The sequence below is a fragment of the Delftia sp. PX-1 genome, from assembly GCF_055797465.1.
Genome location: NZ_CP184763.1, coordinates 4,703,728 through 4,719,968, shown reverse-complemented (window position 1 = coordinate 4,719,968; position 16,241 = coordinate 4,703,728). Strand labels below are relative to the sequence as shown.

Here is a 16,241-nt window from a genome sequence, read left to right as displayed (position 1 = left end):
CGCTCGCGGCGATGAACCATGCAGCAAGCCGGCCTGTCCGGCTTGTTTCACATGAACGGAGCGAATCATGAAGTTCGATAAGCTGGAATACACGGGCAAGAAGCCCTATCACGACCGTCACGCAGCCACCCATTGGGAGCCTGGCGATACCAAGTTGGTGCCCGAGGCCGTCGCGCGCAAGCTGCTGCGTTTCGTAGAGTTCCGCCGCGCGCCCGTCGATCAGCAGCAGGCAGAGCAGCTGCAGCCTGCCGACCAGCAGGGCGAGCAGGACCAGCAGGCGCAACAGCCTGACACCACGCAGGCGCAGGACGACGCAGCGCTCCAGCAGGCGCAGGCCACCCAGCAGCAGGCAGAGCAGCTGCAGCAGCAAGAGCGCGCGGCCACCGAGGCCATGCTGCTGACCATCGAGGGCATGGACAAGGGCGCCCTGGCCGAATACGCGGCGAAGTACGAGGTCAAGCTCGACGCGCGCAAGGGTGAGGCCAAGATGCGCGCCGAGGTGGCCAACCTGATCGAGCAGTTCGGAGCACGCTGATATGACGCTCCAGGATCTGATTAACCGCTTCCGCGCCGACTCCAAAGACTGCGTGAAGCCCTACCTTTGGGGCGAGGAACTGGTGACAGCCTGGCTGAACGAGGCCGTGGCTGAAGCGGCGGTGCGCGGCCGGCTTCTGTTGGAAGTGGAGCGACCTCAAGTCTGCCAAGTGCCGGTGAAGGAAGGCCAGGCCACCTATCCTCTGCACCCCGCCCTGTACGAGATCACCTATCTCGCCTACGAGATCGACGGCGCGCGGGAACCACAGGAGTTGACGCTGGTTTCCACTGAATGGCTGGACCGCCATCAGCCGGGGTGGCGCCACAAGCGTCTTGACTGCATGCGCTGGGCTGTGCAGGGCGAACGATCCATCCGACTCGTGCCGGCGCCGCCGCGCGACGGGCGTCTGATTCTGGAGGGCTACCGCCTTCCGATGCGACCCATGTGCAGCCCGGGCGAGTCGCCCGAGATCCATGCCTTCAGCCATGAAAAGCTGGTGCTCTGGGCCCTACACCGTGCGTTCTCCCAGCCAGACGCGGATGGTTTCGACCCGACGCGCGCGGCATTGGCTGAGGCGGAGTTCACGCGGTACTTCGGCCGACGGCCCGACTCCGATTTGCGCCGCCAAACCCGTGAGGACCAGCCTCACGTCACCGAATCCATCATTCTTTGAGGAGAGCCATCATGTTCGGCTTTCAACCAGGTCGGCGAGAAGCGCAGGCGGCAGAGCAGCCGCGGCTGGGCTTTCGCCCGCGCAGCAAGGCCGCGGCTCTGGCCGAGGCCCAGAACCAGGCGCCCGACTCCATCCCTGCCATGGTGAAGCCCGGCGAGTTTGTCCTGCCTCCCGATACCGTGCACGCCATGGGCGGCGCTGGTGCGCTGCAGGCCGCCGTCGATGCCACCCACACACCAGCACCCGAGCAGGCATTCGTGCCGCGCGGCTTCAAGCCAAAGGTGTTCTTCGCCAATGGTGGCCGGCCTGAGGACCAGATCCCGACGGACGGCTACCCCAAGGCGCCGGCTCCAGACGGCTCGCAGTCCAATCCCATGAATACCGAGCTGGGCCGCAATGTGTCGAACCTGGCCAATGCTGTGCCTGGTGCACTGGGCGGCAGTGCGTCTGCCCTCGCGCGCACGGGCGGGGCCATCAGCGGTGCCATCAACTCCGGAACCAACGCCGCGCGCGGACTTGCGGTCGGAGCCGGGATCGGAGGCGGTGCCGCTGCAGCCGCAGCACCTGCTGCCGCCTCCACGATGGCGAGCCCCGCGCCCTCCACGGCTCCAGCAAGCTCAGTTGCAACGCCGCAGGCCACGCCTCCCGCCGGCAGCACCATGGGCCCGCCCAGCTCGGCCGCGCCGCAGGAAATCCAGCCCGGGATCTTCCGTCAGGGCAACAGCTTTTCCGATAGTGCACAGGGTGCGGCTTTGGGCGCCCAGCCGCGCGGCTTGCCCTCCCGGCAAAACGACCTGGCGGCCCAAAACCTGGCCGACCAATCGACAGCCCGCGGCTTTACGCCTGGCCAACGCACCGAGGTCGAGCAGCCACGCCTGGGCTTCCCCGGCTTCCGTGCACCAACCGTAGCCCACTCCGGCAACGACTGGCAGGCCCGCAAGGACCTCCAGAACCTGGAGACCGGCGCGAGCAGCATCGCGAATCGGCCCGAGTGGAGCGGCACAGGCATGGCCCGCTTCCGTGGCGGTGGCGCTCAGTCCGGCCCGCCGCCGGCCGTGGCCGCCTACCAGGCCGCCCTGCAGACCGACTCGGCGCTGCGCCAGGCCCAGCCAGGACTGGATGCCGAGACCATGCGCCAGAACGCGGGCCTGGCGCGCGAAGGCATCCAGCAGGAAGGCGGTCTGCAGCGCGAAGCCATGCAGCAGGCCGGGGAAACCGGGCGCACGGGCATGCGCGTGGGCATCGAGCAGCAGCGCCTGCAGGGCGAGGCCGAAGCGCGCGGCTTCAAGACCCGGGCTCAACGCCAGGAAGAGCAGCTGCGCAATACGCTCCTCGACCCCAATGCCACGCCCCTGCAGAAGCAGCAGGCTCAGCAGTCGATGCGCGCGATCCGTGGTGATGCAGATCCGTCACCCTGGAAGGTCACGGTCACACCTGCGGTCAAGAATGCCGATGGTTCCACAAGCCAGGGCAGCATCATCCGGCACAACGCCGTCACGGGCGAGGTGCAGCAGGTGGATGCCGGCGCTCGCTTGGAAGATATTTCGAAGAACGAGAAGGCTGTCGCGATAAAAAACGACACGAGCCTGTCGGTGCAGCAGCGAGCTGAGGCACTTCGAAAGCTGGGGTATTCCTAAGGGGCGGGTCGCTGTGGTGGGGCGTCACGGAGGAAGCGTTCAATTTCGCTCTCTGGCGCTACCACTGTCGAAGATCTGTCCAGCCACGTGGTGTTGGCGCGGCCTGAAGATTTGAAATCGCCCAGCACCCTGACCACATCGGCCGTGGAGCCCTTGGTCAGGGTCTGCTCCCTGCCCTTGTCCTGCGTCACCCACGCCCAGAAGTCCTTGCGCGCGAACAGCGCATCAGCATCTGGGTGCGCGGCGTAGATCTTCCTGTAGTGCGTCTCCAGCTTCAGCAGGTCGGCATCTGTCTTCACCAGCGGGTGCTGCGCGCGAATCTCCGCAGACAGCGGATACCGCTCGCACATGTCCGTCGGGCCAGCGCTCGGCGTGTACAGGCACCCGCACGCGCGCATGATCATCCCCGCCGCCGGCTGCCAGGACGTGTCGCGCGCCTTGTCCAGCGTGCACTGCTCTGGAGACTTCGGGCCCAGCAGGCCACGGCCCGAGCCGCGGCGGACCTCGAAGAACTTGTCAGGGTGCTGCTGGGCGCACAGGTTCAGCGCAGCTGCGTGGGCCGGCGCGTTCTTCACGCCCGGGAGCTTGTCCAGGAGGCAGGTGGCGTAGTCAGCGGCGAAAGCGGGAACCGCAATTGCAAGTACAGCCGAGCATGCGACCTTGTGCATTAAAAACATACACCCTCCATCGCGGGCACTTTATCAGAGCCTGCATGTGCAGCCATTTGCAGGTGTTGTGTCTTCTCTACTATTTGGCTACTTTGATTCACATCCTGATACAGTAAACGAAAGAGGATGGAATGAGATGGCAAATAAAGACGAGCCAGCAAAAGAGCGATATGCCTACATGTTGCGCATCATGGGCAGGAATCCTGACCAACTACCCATGGAGCGTGTTGGCCAGTACATCGCTGCGTTCGCCGATCTGCTCGGGGCCGAGAACCTTCCCACCTTCGCTGGTATCAAGAAAGCCAGCACGGGCCTCAAGGCCAAGGTACCTTATGCCCGAGAACACCACGCGCATGCGCGGATGGTGGTGGCGAAGACGGAGCCTTCCAGCCGCCCAGGGCGGGCGATGTCGCGCCTGCAGCAGATGATTGATCAGGATGACATCCGACAGGCACAGGTATTGGATCGGAACAACAATGTTGTCTATCTGTTCCAAGGCAAGACCGTGCAAGACGCAAAGACCCCCGCCATCTTCCAGACCGCCACGGTTGACGGGATGGTCACGGGCATCGTTGGCGCAGATGACACGATGCATCTTCACCTGCGTGACTACCTGAACCGTGACATCAGAATTTTGGTCAAGAGTGAGGCGTTGGCGCGTGATCTTCTAGAGCATTTCCGTCGCGGAGTAATTCGCGTTCAGGCGTCAGGCACCTGGAAGAGGACCGACTTTGGGTGGCTGCCTGAGGCCAGCAAGTGCACCCTTATGAGCTTCGAAGTGCTCGACAGCACGCCGATCAGCGAAGTGCTGGCACAGTTCGCTGCTACCCCTGACAACGGATGGCAGTCCGTAGAAGATCCTGATCAGCTTCTCCTGCAACTGAGAGGTGACGAATGAAGCAGAGCGTCGTTGTGTACGCGAAGCGGATCTTGGTTGATGCTAATTTCCTGGTCGCTCTAGTCTCTCGCAAGTCATCTGAAGATGTTCAACTGAGACTGAAGCACTTCATCGCCACCATAGAAAAGCAGGAGTGTTCTTTGGTCGTGCCAATGCCCGCTCTTGCGGAGTATTTGGTGGGCGCAGATGCGGCGGGCCTGGAGTCTCTCAATGCTTTTGAGAGGAAGACATTCGTCCAAATGGCAAACTTCGATCGCGCGGCCGCCTATGAGTGCTCCATTCTTGATGGAGCATCACTAGGCCGCAAAGATAAGAAGGATGGATCCGATGCGGCATGGCAGAAGATCAAGGTTGACCGGCAGATAGTTGCAATTGGCAAGGCGCAAGGAGCTGGCTTGGTCATCAGTCAAGACAAGGACGTGAGGACGGCAGCGCTGCGCGTGGGCATGCACTGCTTGAAGATGGAAGAGTTGGAGCTTCCCCCTGGCGCTCAACAGGGCCGTCTTGATTTCTCAAAAGAAGAGGCTGCAAACGCCAAGGCGCCAGCCAAGTAGACCTGCGAACCCCGCCTCGTGCGGGCCTCGTCGTTTCTGGGCTACCCCCTGATCAGCAGCGTCAGCACGCCCAGCACCACAGCGAGCAGCACGTGGGCTGGAGCAACCAAGCCTCACCAGCAATCGTTAGGCTGTACGCCCCTCAATCGCTCTGCTCTTGGCGTGTGCAGATGATACATTTCTTCGCATGAACTATTTTGAGGGCCTTAAACGCCTGTTTTTAATTGCTTCTCTGCTCGTAGTAGCTGCAGCCGCCTTAGGAGGCTGGGAAGAGGCAAGACCAGCGAAAGGGTGTGAGGACGATGCTTATCTTGCGCGCATGAATGAGATGATCGCTGATGCTTCCCGAAGCGTGGCTGCTGTCACTGGCCGCTCTGCATCGCCGCCCATCGTGATACGGGATGAACCTGAAGACTCAGGTTGGCGTTTATTCGACCGCTGCTTGACAGGCTCCGACGCAACCATAAAGCGCGCCAGCTATGCAGCATTTTTTGGAATTTGCGCAGCCATAGCACTGCTGCTCATTTGGTCGGCACTGCGTTGGGTCATCCTCGGCTTCTCGCCGGGTACTGCCAGGAAGCCCTGATATAGACCCCGCACGTCGGGGTTTTTTCATGCCCCCGCCCAGGGTTCGCGCGATCACGACCCGGTGCTGACACTGGGGCATGGCACATCTCACCATCCTCATCCTCTCTGGTGCGCTGGTCCTGGCGCTTGTCTTGGTCTGCGTAGCCCTGGGCACGGCGCATCGTGCGAGGGCTGCTGCGCGGCGAGCTGAAGCAGGCGCGCGGCCGGGCGACGCAGACCTGGCCTATGTGCGCGACGTGCTGCTGCTCGCGCGCCGCGAGTTCGAATTCCACGGCGGATGCGTGGCCACCGACCGGCCAGACCTGCCCCTGGCACCCGACACCAGTTGGACCGTCGATTTCTCCAGGGCCCGCGCGGCTATCGACATCGCCATGGATTTGCTGGAGCGCGCGGCGGCGCCTTCGGGGGCAGCAGATGGAGCAGGAAGTGCCGACCTCCAGAGCGGGCCGCTGTCCCACCGGTCCAGATATACCCCACGGCGCAGCGGCTGCTCTGTATCTGCCCCCGGCTAGGGTTCGACCCCACCTGCCAGCTCCGGGAGAGTGGGGAAATGGCACATCCTCATACCCTCATTCTTGCTGGCGCGCTGATCGTGTCGCTGGGCTTGGTCTTCTCTGCCGTTTTCGCGGCGCTTCGGGCTGCAGCAGCCGCGCGGCGCGCCGTCGAGCTTGCCGAAGCTGCTGCGCAAGAGTCGGCGCGGCAACAGGTCGCGCGCGGCGAAACCCTCGAGTGGTTGCAAGACCATGTGTCCCGAGGTATTCAGATCCTGGCCAAGGGCTGTGGCTCAGGAGAGGATGGCTATCACAGCGGTGACGACCACAGCTACAGCGGCGATGCCGGCGCCAATCCAGGCAATCTTCACTGACCTCGCAGCGATCTCGTTTGCCGTTCGGGCCAAGCGCAGCGTCTCCTCCTCCCGCGCATCACGCAGCTTCGCTGCTTCCTCCTCGCGCTTCACCTGCTGCTCGCCCAGCCAAGCGCGCGCTTCCTTGCCGACGTAGTCGGTTTGCTCGGCCAGTACCCGAACATAGGTTTCACCATGCTTCTCAAAGGCCGCCCTGTGCTGAAGATCCTTCATGCTCCACCCTCCAGAATATTGAAGCGAGGATGGTAGCTGCCCCCTTTAGGGTTCGACCACTCTCCCCCTCGAGGGGAGAGTGGGGGGATGAGCCAGATTGATGACTTCCTCAAGGACGCCCCCGCCAAGGGGGCAGCGCAGGCCACCACTTTGCGGCAGCAGCCAGCAAGCGAGGTTGATGCTTTCCTCGCTGATGCGCCAGCGGCGACACGAAGCGTAGGCGACTACGCCCGGGACGCAGCAGCCTGGGCAGCCAAGGGCGCCGTGGCCGTGCCCGAGGCTGCTGTCGGTCTGGCCGACATCGTCACAGGCGGGCGCGCGGGCAAGCTTCTGGAAAATGAGGGAGGTGCCGTCGGCTTCCGGCCCAAGCAGGCGCGCGAGGCCATCAACGAATGGCACTCGGACGCCACCAAGGAAGCCCAGCGCAAATTCCAGGAGGCCGAGGGCCCGGGCGGCAAGTTCAAGGCTGCTGTTGAAAACCCTTCCAACATCGTCGGCGCCGTGGTGGAGTCTCTGCCGGCCATGGGCGCGGGCGGCGTGGCGGCGCGCGCACTGGGTGCGGCAACGCGGCTGGGCCAGGCTGGCGCGAAGGGCGCTGCAGCTGCTGGTGCACTGGGTGAGGGCATCGTGGGCGCGGGCTCGGCGGCCGAGCAGATCCGCCAGGAATCCGATGACGGGCTGCTCTCGCCGGGCCAGGCTGCGGCGGCGGCAGCCACGGGCGCGGCCACTGCGGGCTTCGGCTATGCCGGCGGGCGCGTGGCGCAGCGCCTTGGCATCGGTGATGCCGAGACCATGCTGGCCCAGGGCAACAAGGGCATCGCCAAGCAATTCGCCGACGACGCGGCCACGGCGGCCTCCAATCCGCTGCTGCAGCAGCGCGCGGTCAAGAGCATTCCGCGCCAGGTGATCGAAGGGGCCATCTCCGAAGGATTCCTCGAGGAGCTGCCGCAGTCAGTGGCAGAGCAGATCTTCCAGAACTTGGCCTTGGGCAGGGACTGGTCCCAGGACGTGGATACGGCGGTGGTGCTGGGCACGCTGTCGGGCGCGGCCATGGGCGGGGGCGCGGCGGGGTATCGGGCGGCGCGCGAGCCACGCGTGCCTGCAGGCCAGCCGGGCGATGCTGCCGCTCAGGCCCCGGACGCTGGCGCAGAGCCTGCGGGCCTGCCGGATGTTGCAACCTACGGCGCCGCCATCGACCAGATAGTGCGGCCAGAGAGCCAGCAGCAGTACCGGGATGCTCTGGCACGGGCCCAGGACGAGTCCCTGACCCCCGAAGACCGGAAGGCCGCGGCGGATTCATTGCATCAGGCGTTCAACCCGGATCTATTCCAGCAGGTCGGCGAGAACCAGGCCGATGGAGAAGTGCCGTCTGGCCTGTCGACGGTGCGCGATGAATTCGTGCGGCAGCTGGCCGCTCAGCAAGAGCCGGTCATCGACGAGGCCCGGCTGCGCGAGCAGGACATCACGCCCGCCCCGCAACTGGATACCACGCGCATTGATGCTGCCATTGGCGCGCAGCGTCCTTCCGAGGAAATGGGCTTGGATCCTGCTGCTGGCTCGCTGTCCGCAGCTGCTGCCCTGGCAGTGGATTCCGGCGCGTCCGCCCAGGCCCAGCAGGCCACCGCTCTGGCCCAGGCCGCAGAGGAAGCCGCACGCGCGCCAGCCAAGAAGAAGGCAACCGAGCGCCAGGTCACTGCAGACCCTGCCACAGGCGAGATTCAGGGCGGGGCCATGGCCACCTGGACAGATGAAGACCTGTCCAACGCATTCCGCTCTGCCCAGGCCAAGAACGTGCGCTTGCAGCTGGCGCGCGAGCTGTCGCGCCGCCGCGCCGAGCGTGACCAGCAGACCCCGGCCACCGCGCCGGCCGCATCCGCAAATCCATCCACCCAGCAAGGAAGCATCGATGGCACACAAGCCGATCAAGCCCAGCCGCCGCGCGCGGAATCTTCGCCGGCAGCAGGAGCGCAGGGAGCGCCGGCTGCAGGTCCTGGCCCTGCGCAGGAGCTGACCAATGGCACCACCTCGTCTCAGCACGATGGCGCGCAAGCAGGTGCGGCGCCAGGCCCGCAGGCTCAAGCGCCAGTCCAAACTCCTGCCCAGCGCATCGACGCCGGGCGCGCGGCCTGGGCCAGCATGCCCACCGCAGAGCGCAAGGCCTTGGCAGGAAAGCTTGAGGGCCTGAAGCCGGTCATCCGCAAGGCCCTACCTGGCGCCACATGGGAGCGGCTGAATGCGGATCTGCAACGCAAGATCGCGGACGCCATGGCGCCGCAGGGAGAGACCAATGATTCACCCGCACCTGCAGTACGGCTGGCAGATGAACGCCCAGCAGGCCCTGCGGCTGCTGCGGAGGATGGGGGCGGTGAGCCGACAGGACGCACGCCAGATGCGCAGTCTGCTGGGCCGCGAGGTGGCGCTGCCGGACAGCCTGCTGCCGGCATGCAACCTGCTGTACCTGGCCGAAGTGGCGGCAGCGAACAGACTGCCGCTGTAGCGCCTGCTGCTGCGCCAGCGCCCACGGCGGGCGAGCAGCAGGCCGTGGCCATCGCCAAGGAAGGGAACGACGCGCGGCGCGCCCAGCTGCTGGCCGCCAGCGAACGCTGGACCAGCATGCCGGCGGCCGAGCGCCAGGCGGTGGCCAAGGCCGCGAAGGGGTTGAACGCCCCGGCCCGCGCCGGGGCCCACACGCGGGCATGGGCTGACCTCGCGCCCAAGGTGCGCGAGAAGCTGGCCGCCGCCATGCCCGATGCACCTGCAGCACCTGCAGCCGTGGAAGCTGCCGCGCGGGAGGCGGCCACCAGCCAATCCAACGACCTACCCGAGCCCACCGATGCCCAGAAGGAGGCGGGCAACTACAAGAAGGGCCACGTCCGCCTGAACGGCTTGGACATCAGCATCGAGAACCCGGCCGGCAGCCGCCGCCGGCCTGAATGGCCGCCGCTGCAGAACCACTACGGCTACTTCAAGGGTTCTGTGGGCGCGGACAAGGACCATGTGGACGTGTTCATGACCGACCGCGCGAGCGAACCGGACCTGCCGGTGTTCGTGGTGGACCAGGTGAACCGCGATGGCTCGTTCGATGAGCACAAGGTGGTGCTGGGCGCGGCCGACGAGGCCGATGCGCGGGCCACTTACCTCGGCAACTATGAGAAGGGCTGGACGGGCCTGGGCGCTATCACGCAAATGACGCAGGACGAGTTCAAGGCCTGGGTGCGCGATGCGGCGAAGACCAAGAAGCCAGCGGGAAAGCGCGCGGCCGTCCCCGTGACCGATGCGCCAGACGAGTTCCCACTGCAGGAGGCGGCTGCCAGCTACTCTGGCATTTCGCATCAGGGCACCACCCGAGCAAAGAGCGATCGAGCGGCCTTCGAGGCCTTCCTGACCGCCCAGCGCGACGATGGCATGTCGGTGGCCAAGACCGATGCGCAGAAGGCGGCCGTGGAGGCGGAGCTGCAGCAGCTGCGCGGCGAGTATTTGCAGCAGTACCGTACGCTGATGCGTGTGCGCGCTGGCACGTACAGCGGCTTCGTGGCAGGCCGCAGCGGCCTGAACTCCAAGCAGGCGAGCAACCGAAACAGCGGACTGGATCGGGCCATGGAACGCTTTGCGTCCTGGGTGTCTGCAGCAGCTGGCCGATCCCGCGAGGCGGCGCTGGCCGCCCGCACACCCGCTGAAGTACAGGCTGCGCGGGAGGCCGCCGCCACGGCACGCCAGGAAAAGGACGCAGCACGGTTGGCCAAGGATCTTGCGCTGGTAGGCCGGGTTCTGGATTGGAAGAAGGGCGACCGATCTGAGTTTTCCAAAGGCACGATCCTGACGGGCGTGAACAAGGACCGTGCGGGATACCCCAATAGCGTGCTGCTGGAGCCCGCCGACGGCACGCCCCTGACGGACAACAAATTCGACTTGGCCGGGTTGCTTCGACGCAAAAGTGAAAGCGTGCCCGAATCGCGCCAGCGCGTGCGTGACCTGGTAGACCAGGTGCGTGCCGAGCGTGGACTGAATGGCAGCGAGACTGCTGAAGGCACGCCCAAGCGGCCTCGGGGCGTGCTGGCCAAGAAGGCTGCCACCGAGGAGGTTGCCCGCGCCGGCTACTTCACCCCGGGCAACATCGTGAAGGGGTACGGGGATAGCCATGTCCGCGTGGTCTCGTACACGCCCGCCAATGCCGATGGCGTCTGGAGTGTGACGGTGCGCCAGGTGGAGAAGCAGGGATCGGGCTGGCAGGATGTGCCGGGCGTGCGCGAGCGCACCCATGCCACGCAGCCCAGCGCACGCGAATTGAAAGCCGGGCCTGTGGAGCGCACCGAGGAACTGCCGTTCCGCCGTGGCGAATCCGATGGCCAGGGCCTGACCGATGACCAGATGGCCAACCTGCTGCGCATCATGCGGCCCGAGCCGGCGGCGTTTTCCGATGCGGCGCGTGCCCAGGCCGTGCGCCAGGTGCGCGAGACAGTAGATGCCATCCGCAAGGGCTGGAGCAACGGCCCCGAGGTGGTGGTGGCCTTCGACATGTCCGACCCGGCTGTGCCGGAGGCGGCGCGGCGCGCGGACTTGCGCCAGCGCAGCGGCGGGGCCAGTGGCGCGCCCGAGGGCTTCTACTGGCGCGGCAAGGCCTACCTGCTGGCCAGCAAGCTGAACACGCCCGCCGACGCGGCACGCGTGCTGCACCACGAGGTGCTGGGCCACCACGGCCTGCGCGGCATGTTCGGGCCGGAACTGAACAAGATCCTCAACCAGGTGGCCACCATGCGCCATGCGGAGGTGGCGGCCAAGATCAAGGAATATGGCCTGCGCGGCGTCACGAATCTGAGCCGGCGCCACGCCGCCGAGGAAGTGCTGGCCGAGATGGCCGAGAAGACGCCGCAGCTGCATTTCGCGCGCCGGGCCGTGGCCGCCATCCGCAACTGGCTGCGGGCCAACGTGCCCGGGTTCGGGCGCCTGAAGCTGTCGGATGCCGACATCATCCAGGCGTACATCCTGCCGGCCCGTGGGTTCGTGGAGCGCGGGCAGCGTGCCCTGCTGGATCGGGTTGAACCGACATTCAGCCGCTCCGATGCAGCAGCCGCCACCCCGGATGCCATCATCGGTAGCACGCTGGGCAGCGCATCGAAGCATCCCGACTACGCTGCGGCAAAGGCCGGGGATGTTGCGGCGGCCACGCGGCTGGCCGTGGACCTCGTGACGCCTGAGATGGTGGCGAAGGTGGCGGATGCGCTGGGTGGTGCGCGGCCGCGTGTGCTGCCGGTGGCCGCCGAGGAGTCCAGCGGTCGCAACAAGATCCCGCGCGCCGTGGCCGAAGTCTTGGCTGCACGCCTGGGCCTCGAAACGACGACGGGCATCGTGCAGGCGAATCGCGCGCGGCGCACCGGCCTGGATGGGCTGGACCGCATCTTTGCGCCTGTGGATTTCGCGGGCACCGTGGAGCCTGGCGACTACTTGCTGGTGGATGACACCCTTACGCAGGGCGGCACGTTCGCGGCCTTGGCCAGCCACATTCGTGAGGGCGGGGGCGACGTCGTGGGCGTTGTCGCGTTGACCGGCAAGCAGTACAGTGCAAAAATCCAGCCCTCTCCTGAAATCCTCGCATCTCTCCGGCAAAAACATGGTGACCTCGAAGACCAATTCCGTGCAGCCACAGGCTACGGCTTCGACGCGCTCACCGAGTCGGAAGCCCGATACCTCGCGCGATTCGAGCCGGCTCAGCGACTCCGAGATCGAATTGCTGAAGAAGGACGACGCGGAAGCGAGCGCGCAGATCAAGGCAATCCTCGCCAAGGCGATGCAGGCGACGAACTGAGCTTCAGCCGCTCGCGGCTTTCGGAGATCAAGGACAGCGCTCTGGACCAGCTCCAGAAGACGATGTCCCACCCGGGCAAGGTCTCCGTCTGGGACAAGACCATCGGCACCATGCGCCATCTGGCCGAGCGTGCGCCAGCCTTCAAGCCGGTCTACGAGACCGCCCAGCGCAATATCGATGACGTGTCCATGTTGGCCAACGATGCGGCCGACCGGGCGCCGCGCCTGCTGCCACGCGTGGACACCATTAGCGACCTGGTGGGCAAAAACCGCAAGACTCCTGTTTCCGCCGCCGACAACAAGGCCGTGGCCAAGCCGCTTTTCGAGGGCACGCTGCTGTGGGGCAGGGACGTGGACGGCAAGGCCGTGCTGGTGGACGAGCTGACCAAGAAGTACGGCAACCTGCCCGCCGACGATAAGGCCCAGCTGCTGCTGCGCGCCGGCCGCCTGGACGACCGCATGCTGCGCGCCTGGCGCGGGCTGCCGCTGGCCCAGTACGAAGCGCTGGTGAATTCGCGCTTCGAAAGCAAGATGCTCAAGGCCGGCGCGGTCTGGACGGATGCCGAGCTGCAGACGATGTTCGGCGCCACGCCCAACCAGATTGCCCTGTACCGCGAAGCCCGCGCGGCCATTGACCGCTCCATCGACATGACGGCCCGGGCGGACATGATGCGCGCGCTGGGCGACGAGTACGCCGGCCTGCGCGACATGGTGCTGGACGCACCCAAGCTGGCCGATGCCCTGGAGCTGCTGACCACCACGCTGCAGGAGGATGCCAAGGCCAAGCCCGACCTGGCCGAACGGCTGCTGCAGCTGAACAACATGGTGGTGGACCGGGCCGCCACGGCCAAGGATCTGCAGGACGCCGGATATGCGCCGCTGTCGCGCTTCGGGCGGTACACGCTGGACGTGGTTGACCAGGAGGGCAACCGCCAGTACTTCGGCATGTACGAGACCATGAAGGACGCCAACCTGGCCAAGATCCAGATGGCCCAGGCCTTCCCCGGCGCGGTGATCACCCAGGGCACCATGAGCCAGCAGTCCTTCAAGCTGTTCGCGGGCATCACTCCCGAGACACTGGAGATCTTCAAGGACATGGTCGTGGGCAAGGAAGCCGACGCGGCCACGCGCAAGGTGTTCGATGAATACCTGAAGCTGACCAAGAACAACCACAGCGCCTTGAAGCGCCTGATCCAGCGCAAGGGCATTGAGGGCTACAGCCATGACGTGGGCCGCGTGGTGGCCAACTTCATCTACAGCAATGCGCGCCAGGGCGCGGCGGGCCTGAACGCGGGCACCATGGATCGCGCGATCAACGACATCCCGAAGGATCAAGGCGAGTTGAAAGACCTGGCCATGGGCCTGCGCAGCTACATCCGCGATCCCCAGGAAGAGGGCCAGGCCGTGCGCGGCATGCTGTTCGCGCAGTACCTGGGGGGCTCGCTTGCCTCGGCCGTGGTCAACATGACCCAGCCCTTTGCGGTGACGCTGCCCTGGCTCAGCCAGTTCGGAGGTATGCGCGCGGCCAGCGGCCAAATGACACGGGCACTGAACGATATGCGTCGATCCTGGATGGACAAGGGCTTTCGCTATGAGACGGACTTGGCCCATGCCCTGCAAACTGCCGAAGACGATGGCGTGGTCTCGCCGCAGGAAGTGCACCAGCTCATGGCCCAGGCGCGCGGCGCGGGCGGCCTGCGCTCGGGTGACGGTACGCGGGCGGGGGATGCGCGCGCGGCGGCCGGCAATGCCTGGGAACGCGCCAAGGTGGCCTGGGGTCAGCCCTTCGCCCTGGCCGAGCAGTTCAACCGGCGCTCCACCTTCATCGCGGCCTTCCGTATCGCCAAGGCCCAGGGGATGGATGACCCGGGCGCCTTCGCGCGCAAGGCCGTGCTGGAGACCCAGTTCGTCTACTCCAAGGCGGCGAAGCCTGTCTGGGCGCGCGGCGCCGTGGGCGGCACGCTGTTCACATTCAAGACCTATTCCGTCAGCTACCTGGAACTGATGCAGCGCATGTGGAAGCAGGGCGGCCCGGAGGGCAAGCGTGCCGTGGGCTGGGCCCTGGTCATGCTGCTGCTGATGGGCGGCGCCGGCGGCGTGCCCTTCATGGAGGACGCCGAGGACCTGATCGACGGCGTGGGCCAGATGATGGGCTACAACCTCAGTTCCAAGCAGTGGCGCAAGGAGGCGCTGGCCGGCATCGTGGGCAAGGAGCTGGCCGAGTTTATGGAGCAGGGCATCTCTGGTCTGCCAGGCGCTCCCATCGACGTGTCCGGGCGCCTGGGCATGGGCAACCTGCTGCCCGGCACAGGCCTGCTGCTGACCAAGCAGAGCCGCGAGCGGGATCTGCTGGAGGTTGTGGGGCCGGCGGGCGATCTGGTGTCCCGCGGCTTCGCGGCAGGACGCGAACTGGTGGGTGGGGTGATGAATCTGGACCCGTCTGCAGCGGGCCGCGCTGCGCTGGAAGTGTCTCCCACGGCCGTGCGCAATGCGTTCAAGGGCGCGGACATGGCCGCCAGCGGCATGTACAAGGACACCAAGGGCTACAAGGTGATCGACACCACGCTGGCCGAGGCGGTGGCCAAGGCTGTCGGCTTCCAGCCCAAGAGCGTGGCCGAGGTGCAGGAAGCCAACAGCTTCATGCAGCGGTCCAAGAGCTTCTACAGCCAGACCAGCAGCGAGATCAAGGCGCAGTGGGCGGATGCGCTGTTCCGCAAGGACGAGGGCGCCCTGGCGCGCGTGCGCGAACGGCTGGCCGATTGGAACAAGAACAATCCGGAGCAGCCCATCGTCGTGAAGATGCCGGACATCTGGAGGAAGGTTCGCGAGATGGGCAAGGACCGGACAGACCGCATTGCGGACAACTCGCCCAAGGCGCTTCGTCAGCAGATGCGGGAGATGGCAGCGGAGGCGCGGTAGGACTTGCCCCTTGCAGGGTTGGCCTTGAAAGGGCGGCATTGGAAGACTGCGGGAATTCACTTCGCAGGAGCTTCCAATGTCGAACACCAGCTATCCGAAGGGCATGGAGAAGCTTCTCTCCGGCTCCATCAATGTCTCCACTGACACCTTGAAGGCCGCGCTGCTGCCCAGCGGCTACGCTTTCAGCGTGTCGCATGAGTTCGTGAGCCAGCTCGGCTCGACCATCGGCACGGCGCAGCCCCTGCTCAACAAGACGACTACGGGCGGCGTGCTGGATGCGGACGATCTGGACTTCGGTGCCCTGGCGCCGGGCTCGACCATCGGCTCGGTCGTGATCTTCAAGGACACGGGCAACACTTCCACGTCGCCGGTGCTGTTCTTCCTGGACACGGTGACAGGCCTGCCCATGTCCACCAACGGCGGCGCCGTGACCATCCCCTGGGACAACGGCGTCAAGAAGATCGCGCGCATCAACCTGCCGATCTACCCGAAGGGCGCCGAGAAGATGTGGGCGGGCTCCATCAACTTCTCTGCCGACGACATCAAGGTGGCGCTGTTGCCCAGCTCCTACGTCTACGACGCTGCCCACGAGTTCCTACCGGACGTGGGTGCCGTGATCGGCGCGGCCCAGGCGCTTGCCGGCAAGTCCGTCGCGGGCGGTGTGTTCGACGCTTTCTCCGTCAACTTCGGTGCGCTACCCACCGGCTCCACCATCGGCAGCGTGGTGCTCTACAAGGACACGGGCACGCCGGCCACGTCGCCGCTGATCGCGCGCGTGACGGATGTGTTGGGCCTGCCGCTTGCAACCAATGGTGGCGGCCTGGTGCTGGGGTGGTCTGGTGGAACCGCGCGCATCTTCTCGCTGGTGCCGGCGTAAGGAGGCAGGGCC

At 65.8% G+C, this 16,241-nt stretch carries 11 protein-coding genes; 9 read left to right on the top strand and 2 right to left on the bottom strand.

The window, feature by feature from the left end:
- Nucleotides 1-67: 67 nt before the first annotated feature.
- From ACN20X_RS21705 to ACN20X_RS21695, 3 genes are read left to right on the top strand one after another with little or no spacing between them, the layout of a single operon-like run.
- A complete protein-coding gene (locus ACN20X_RS21705; protein ID WP_473209899.1) occupies nucleotides 68-535 on the top strand; it encodes a hypothetical protein in 468 nt (155 codons plus the stop codon).
- A gap of 1 nt (nucleotide 536) precedes the next feature.
- Complete coding sequence (locus tag ACN20X_RS21700) at nucleotides 537-1,208, top strand: phage adaptor protein (protein ID WP_473209898.1); 672 nt, start codon at nucleotides 537-539, stop codon at nucleotides 1,206-1,208.
- A gap of 11 nt (nucleotides 1,209-1,219) precedes the next feature.
- Complete coding sequence (locus ACN20X_RS21695; RefSeq protein ID WP_473209897.1) at nucleotides 1,220-2,845, top strand: hypothetical protein; 1,626 nt, start codon at nucleotides 1,220-1,222, stop codon at nucleotides 2,843-2,845.
- Here ACN20X_RS21695 and ACN20X_RS21690 read toward each other — a convergent pair.
- On the bottom strand, nucleotides 2,842-3,513 hold the full coding sequence (locus tag ACN20X_RS21690; RefSeq protein WP_473209896.1) for a hypothetical protein: 672 nt from the start codon (nucleotides 3,511-3,513) through the stop codon (nucleotides 2,842-2,844). The two genes, ACN20X_RS21695 and ACN20X_RS21690, sit on opposite strands and share 4 nt — an antisense overlap.
- A 136-nt stretch (nucleotides 3,514-3,649) precedes the next feature.
- Between ACN20X_RS21690 and ACN20X_RS21685 the strand changes: the two genes are divergently transcribed.
- From ACN20X_RS21685 to ACN20X_RS21670, 4 genes are all read left to right on the top strand, one after another.
- Nucleotides 3,650-4,411, top strand: a complete 762-nt coding sequence (locus ACN20X_RS21685) for a hypothetical protein (RefSeq protein WP_473209895.1) — start codon at nucleotides 3,650-3,652, stop codon at nucleotides 4,409-4,411.
- Nucleotides 4,408-4,965 (top strand): type II toxin-antitoxin system VapC family toxin, encoded by a 558-nt coding sequence (locus ACN20X_RS21680; protein WP_473209894.1) that lies wholly within the window; start codon nucleotides 4,408-4,410, stop codon nucleotides 4,963-4,965. The genes ACN20X_RS21685 and ACN20X_RS21680 overlap by 4 nt, the downstream gene beginning before the upstream one ends.
- Nucleotides 4,966-5,152: 187 nt before the next feature.
- The gene (locus ACN20X_RS21675; RefSeq protein ID WP_473209893.1) at nucleotides 5,153-5,551 is read left to right on the top strand and encodes a hypothetical protein; all 399 of its coding nucleotides are present in this window, start codon (nucleotides 5,153-5,155) and stop codon (nucleotides 5,549-5,551) included.
- 79 nt (nucleotides 5,552-5,630) lie between these two features.
- The gene (locus ACN20X_RS21670) at nucleotides 5,631-6,065 is read left to right on the top strand and encodes a hypothetical protein (protein WP_473209892.1); all 435 of its coding nucleotides are present in this window, start codon (nucleotides 5,631-5,633) and stop codon (nucleotides 6,063-6,065) included.
- Between the two features lie 272 nt (nucleotides 6,066-6,337).
- Here the strand turns inward: ACN20X_RS21670 and ACN20X_RS21665 are convergent, their stop codons facing one another.
- On the bottom strand, nucleotides 6,338-6,631 hold the full coding sequence (locus ACN20X_RS21665) for a hypothetical protein (protein WP_473209891.1): 294 nt from the start codon (nucleotides 6,629-6,631) through the stop codon (nucleotides 6,338-6,340).
- An 87-nt stretch (nucleotides 6,632-6,718) separates the two neighbouring features.
- On the opposite strand from ACN20X_RS21665, the gene ACN20X_RS21660 reads away from it, so the two are divergent.
- Entirely contained in the window at nucleotides 6,719-15,352 is an 8,634-nt protein-coding gene (locus ACN20X_RS21660) for a PLxRFG domain-containing protein (protein ID WP_473209890.1), read from the top strand.
- A 76-nt stretch (nucleotides 15,353-15,428) separates the two neighbouring features.
- A complete protein-coding gene (locus ACN20X_RS21655) occupies nucleotides 15,429-16,229 on the top strand; it encodes a hypothetical protein (protein ID WP_473209889.1) in 801 nt (266 codons plus the stop codon).
- The last annotated feature ends 12 nt before the right edge of the window (nucleotides 16,230-16,241 follow it).

What these genes read in the sequence shown, in the direction of transcription:
- ACN20X_RS21700 (WP_473209898.1), top strand. Translation starts at nt 537, where the DNA reads ATGACGCTCCAGGATCTGATTAACCGCTTCCGCGCCGACTCCAAAGAC.
- ACN20X_RS21655 (WP_473209889.1), top strand. Translation starts at nt 15,429, where the DNA reads ATGTCGAACACCAGCTATCCGAAGGGCATGGAGAAGCTTCTCTCCGGC.
- ACN20X_RS21675 (WP_473209893.1), top strand. Translation starts at nt 5,153, where the DNA reads ATGAACTATTTTGAGGGCCTTAAACGCCTGTTTTTAATTGCTTCTCTG.
- ACN20X_RS21665 (WP_473209891.1), bottom strand. Translation starts at nt 6,631, where the DNA reads ATGAAGGATCTTCAGCACAGGGCGGCCTTTGAGAAGCATGGTGAAACC.
- ACN20X_RS21685 (WP_473209895.1), top strand. Translation starts at nt 3,650, where the DNA reads ATGGCAAATAAAGACGAGCCAGCAAAAGAGCGATATGCCTACATGTTG.
- ACN20X_RS21680 (WP_473209894.1), top strand. Translation starts at nt 4,408, where the DNA reads ATGAAGCAGAGCGTCGTTGTGTACGCGAAGCGGATCTTGGTTGATGCT.
- ACN20X_RS21690 (WP_473209896.1), bottom strand. Translation starts at nt 3,513, where the DNA reads ATGCACAAGGTCGCATGCTCGGCTGTACTTGCAATTGCGGTTCCCGCT.
- ACN20X_RS21670 (WP_473209892.1), top strand. Translation starts at nt 5,631, where the DNA reads ATGGCACATCTCACCATCCTCATCCTCTCTGGTGCGCTGGTCCTGGCG.
- ACN20X_RS21660 (WP_473209890.1), top strand. Translation starts at nt 6,719, where the DNA reads ATGAGCCAGATTGATGACTTCCTCAAGGACGCCCCCGCCAAGGGGGCA.
- ACN20X_RS21705 (WP_473209899.1), top strand. Translation starts at nt 68, where the DNA reads ATGAAGTTCGATAAGCTGGAATACACGGGCAAGAAGCCCTATCACGAC.
- ACN20X_RS21695 (WP_473209897.1), top strand. Translation starts at nt 1,220, where the DNA reads ATGTTCGGCTTTCAACCAGGTCGGCGAGAAGCGCAGGCGGCAGAGCAG.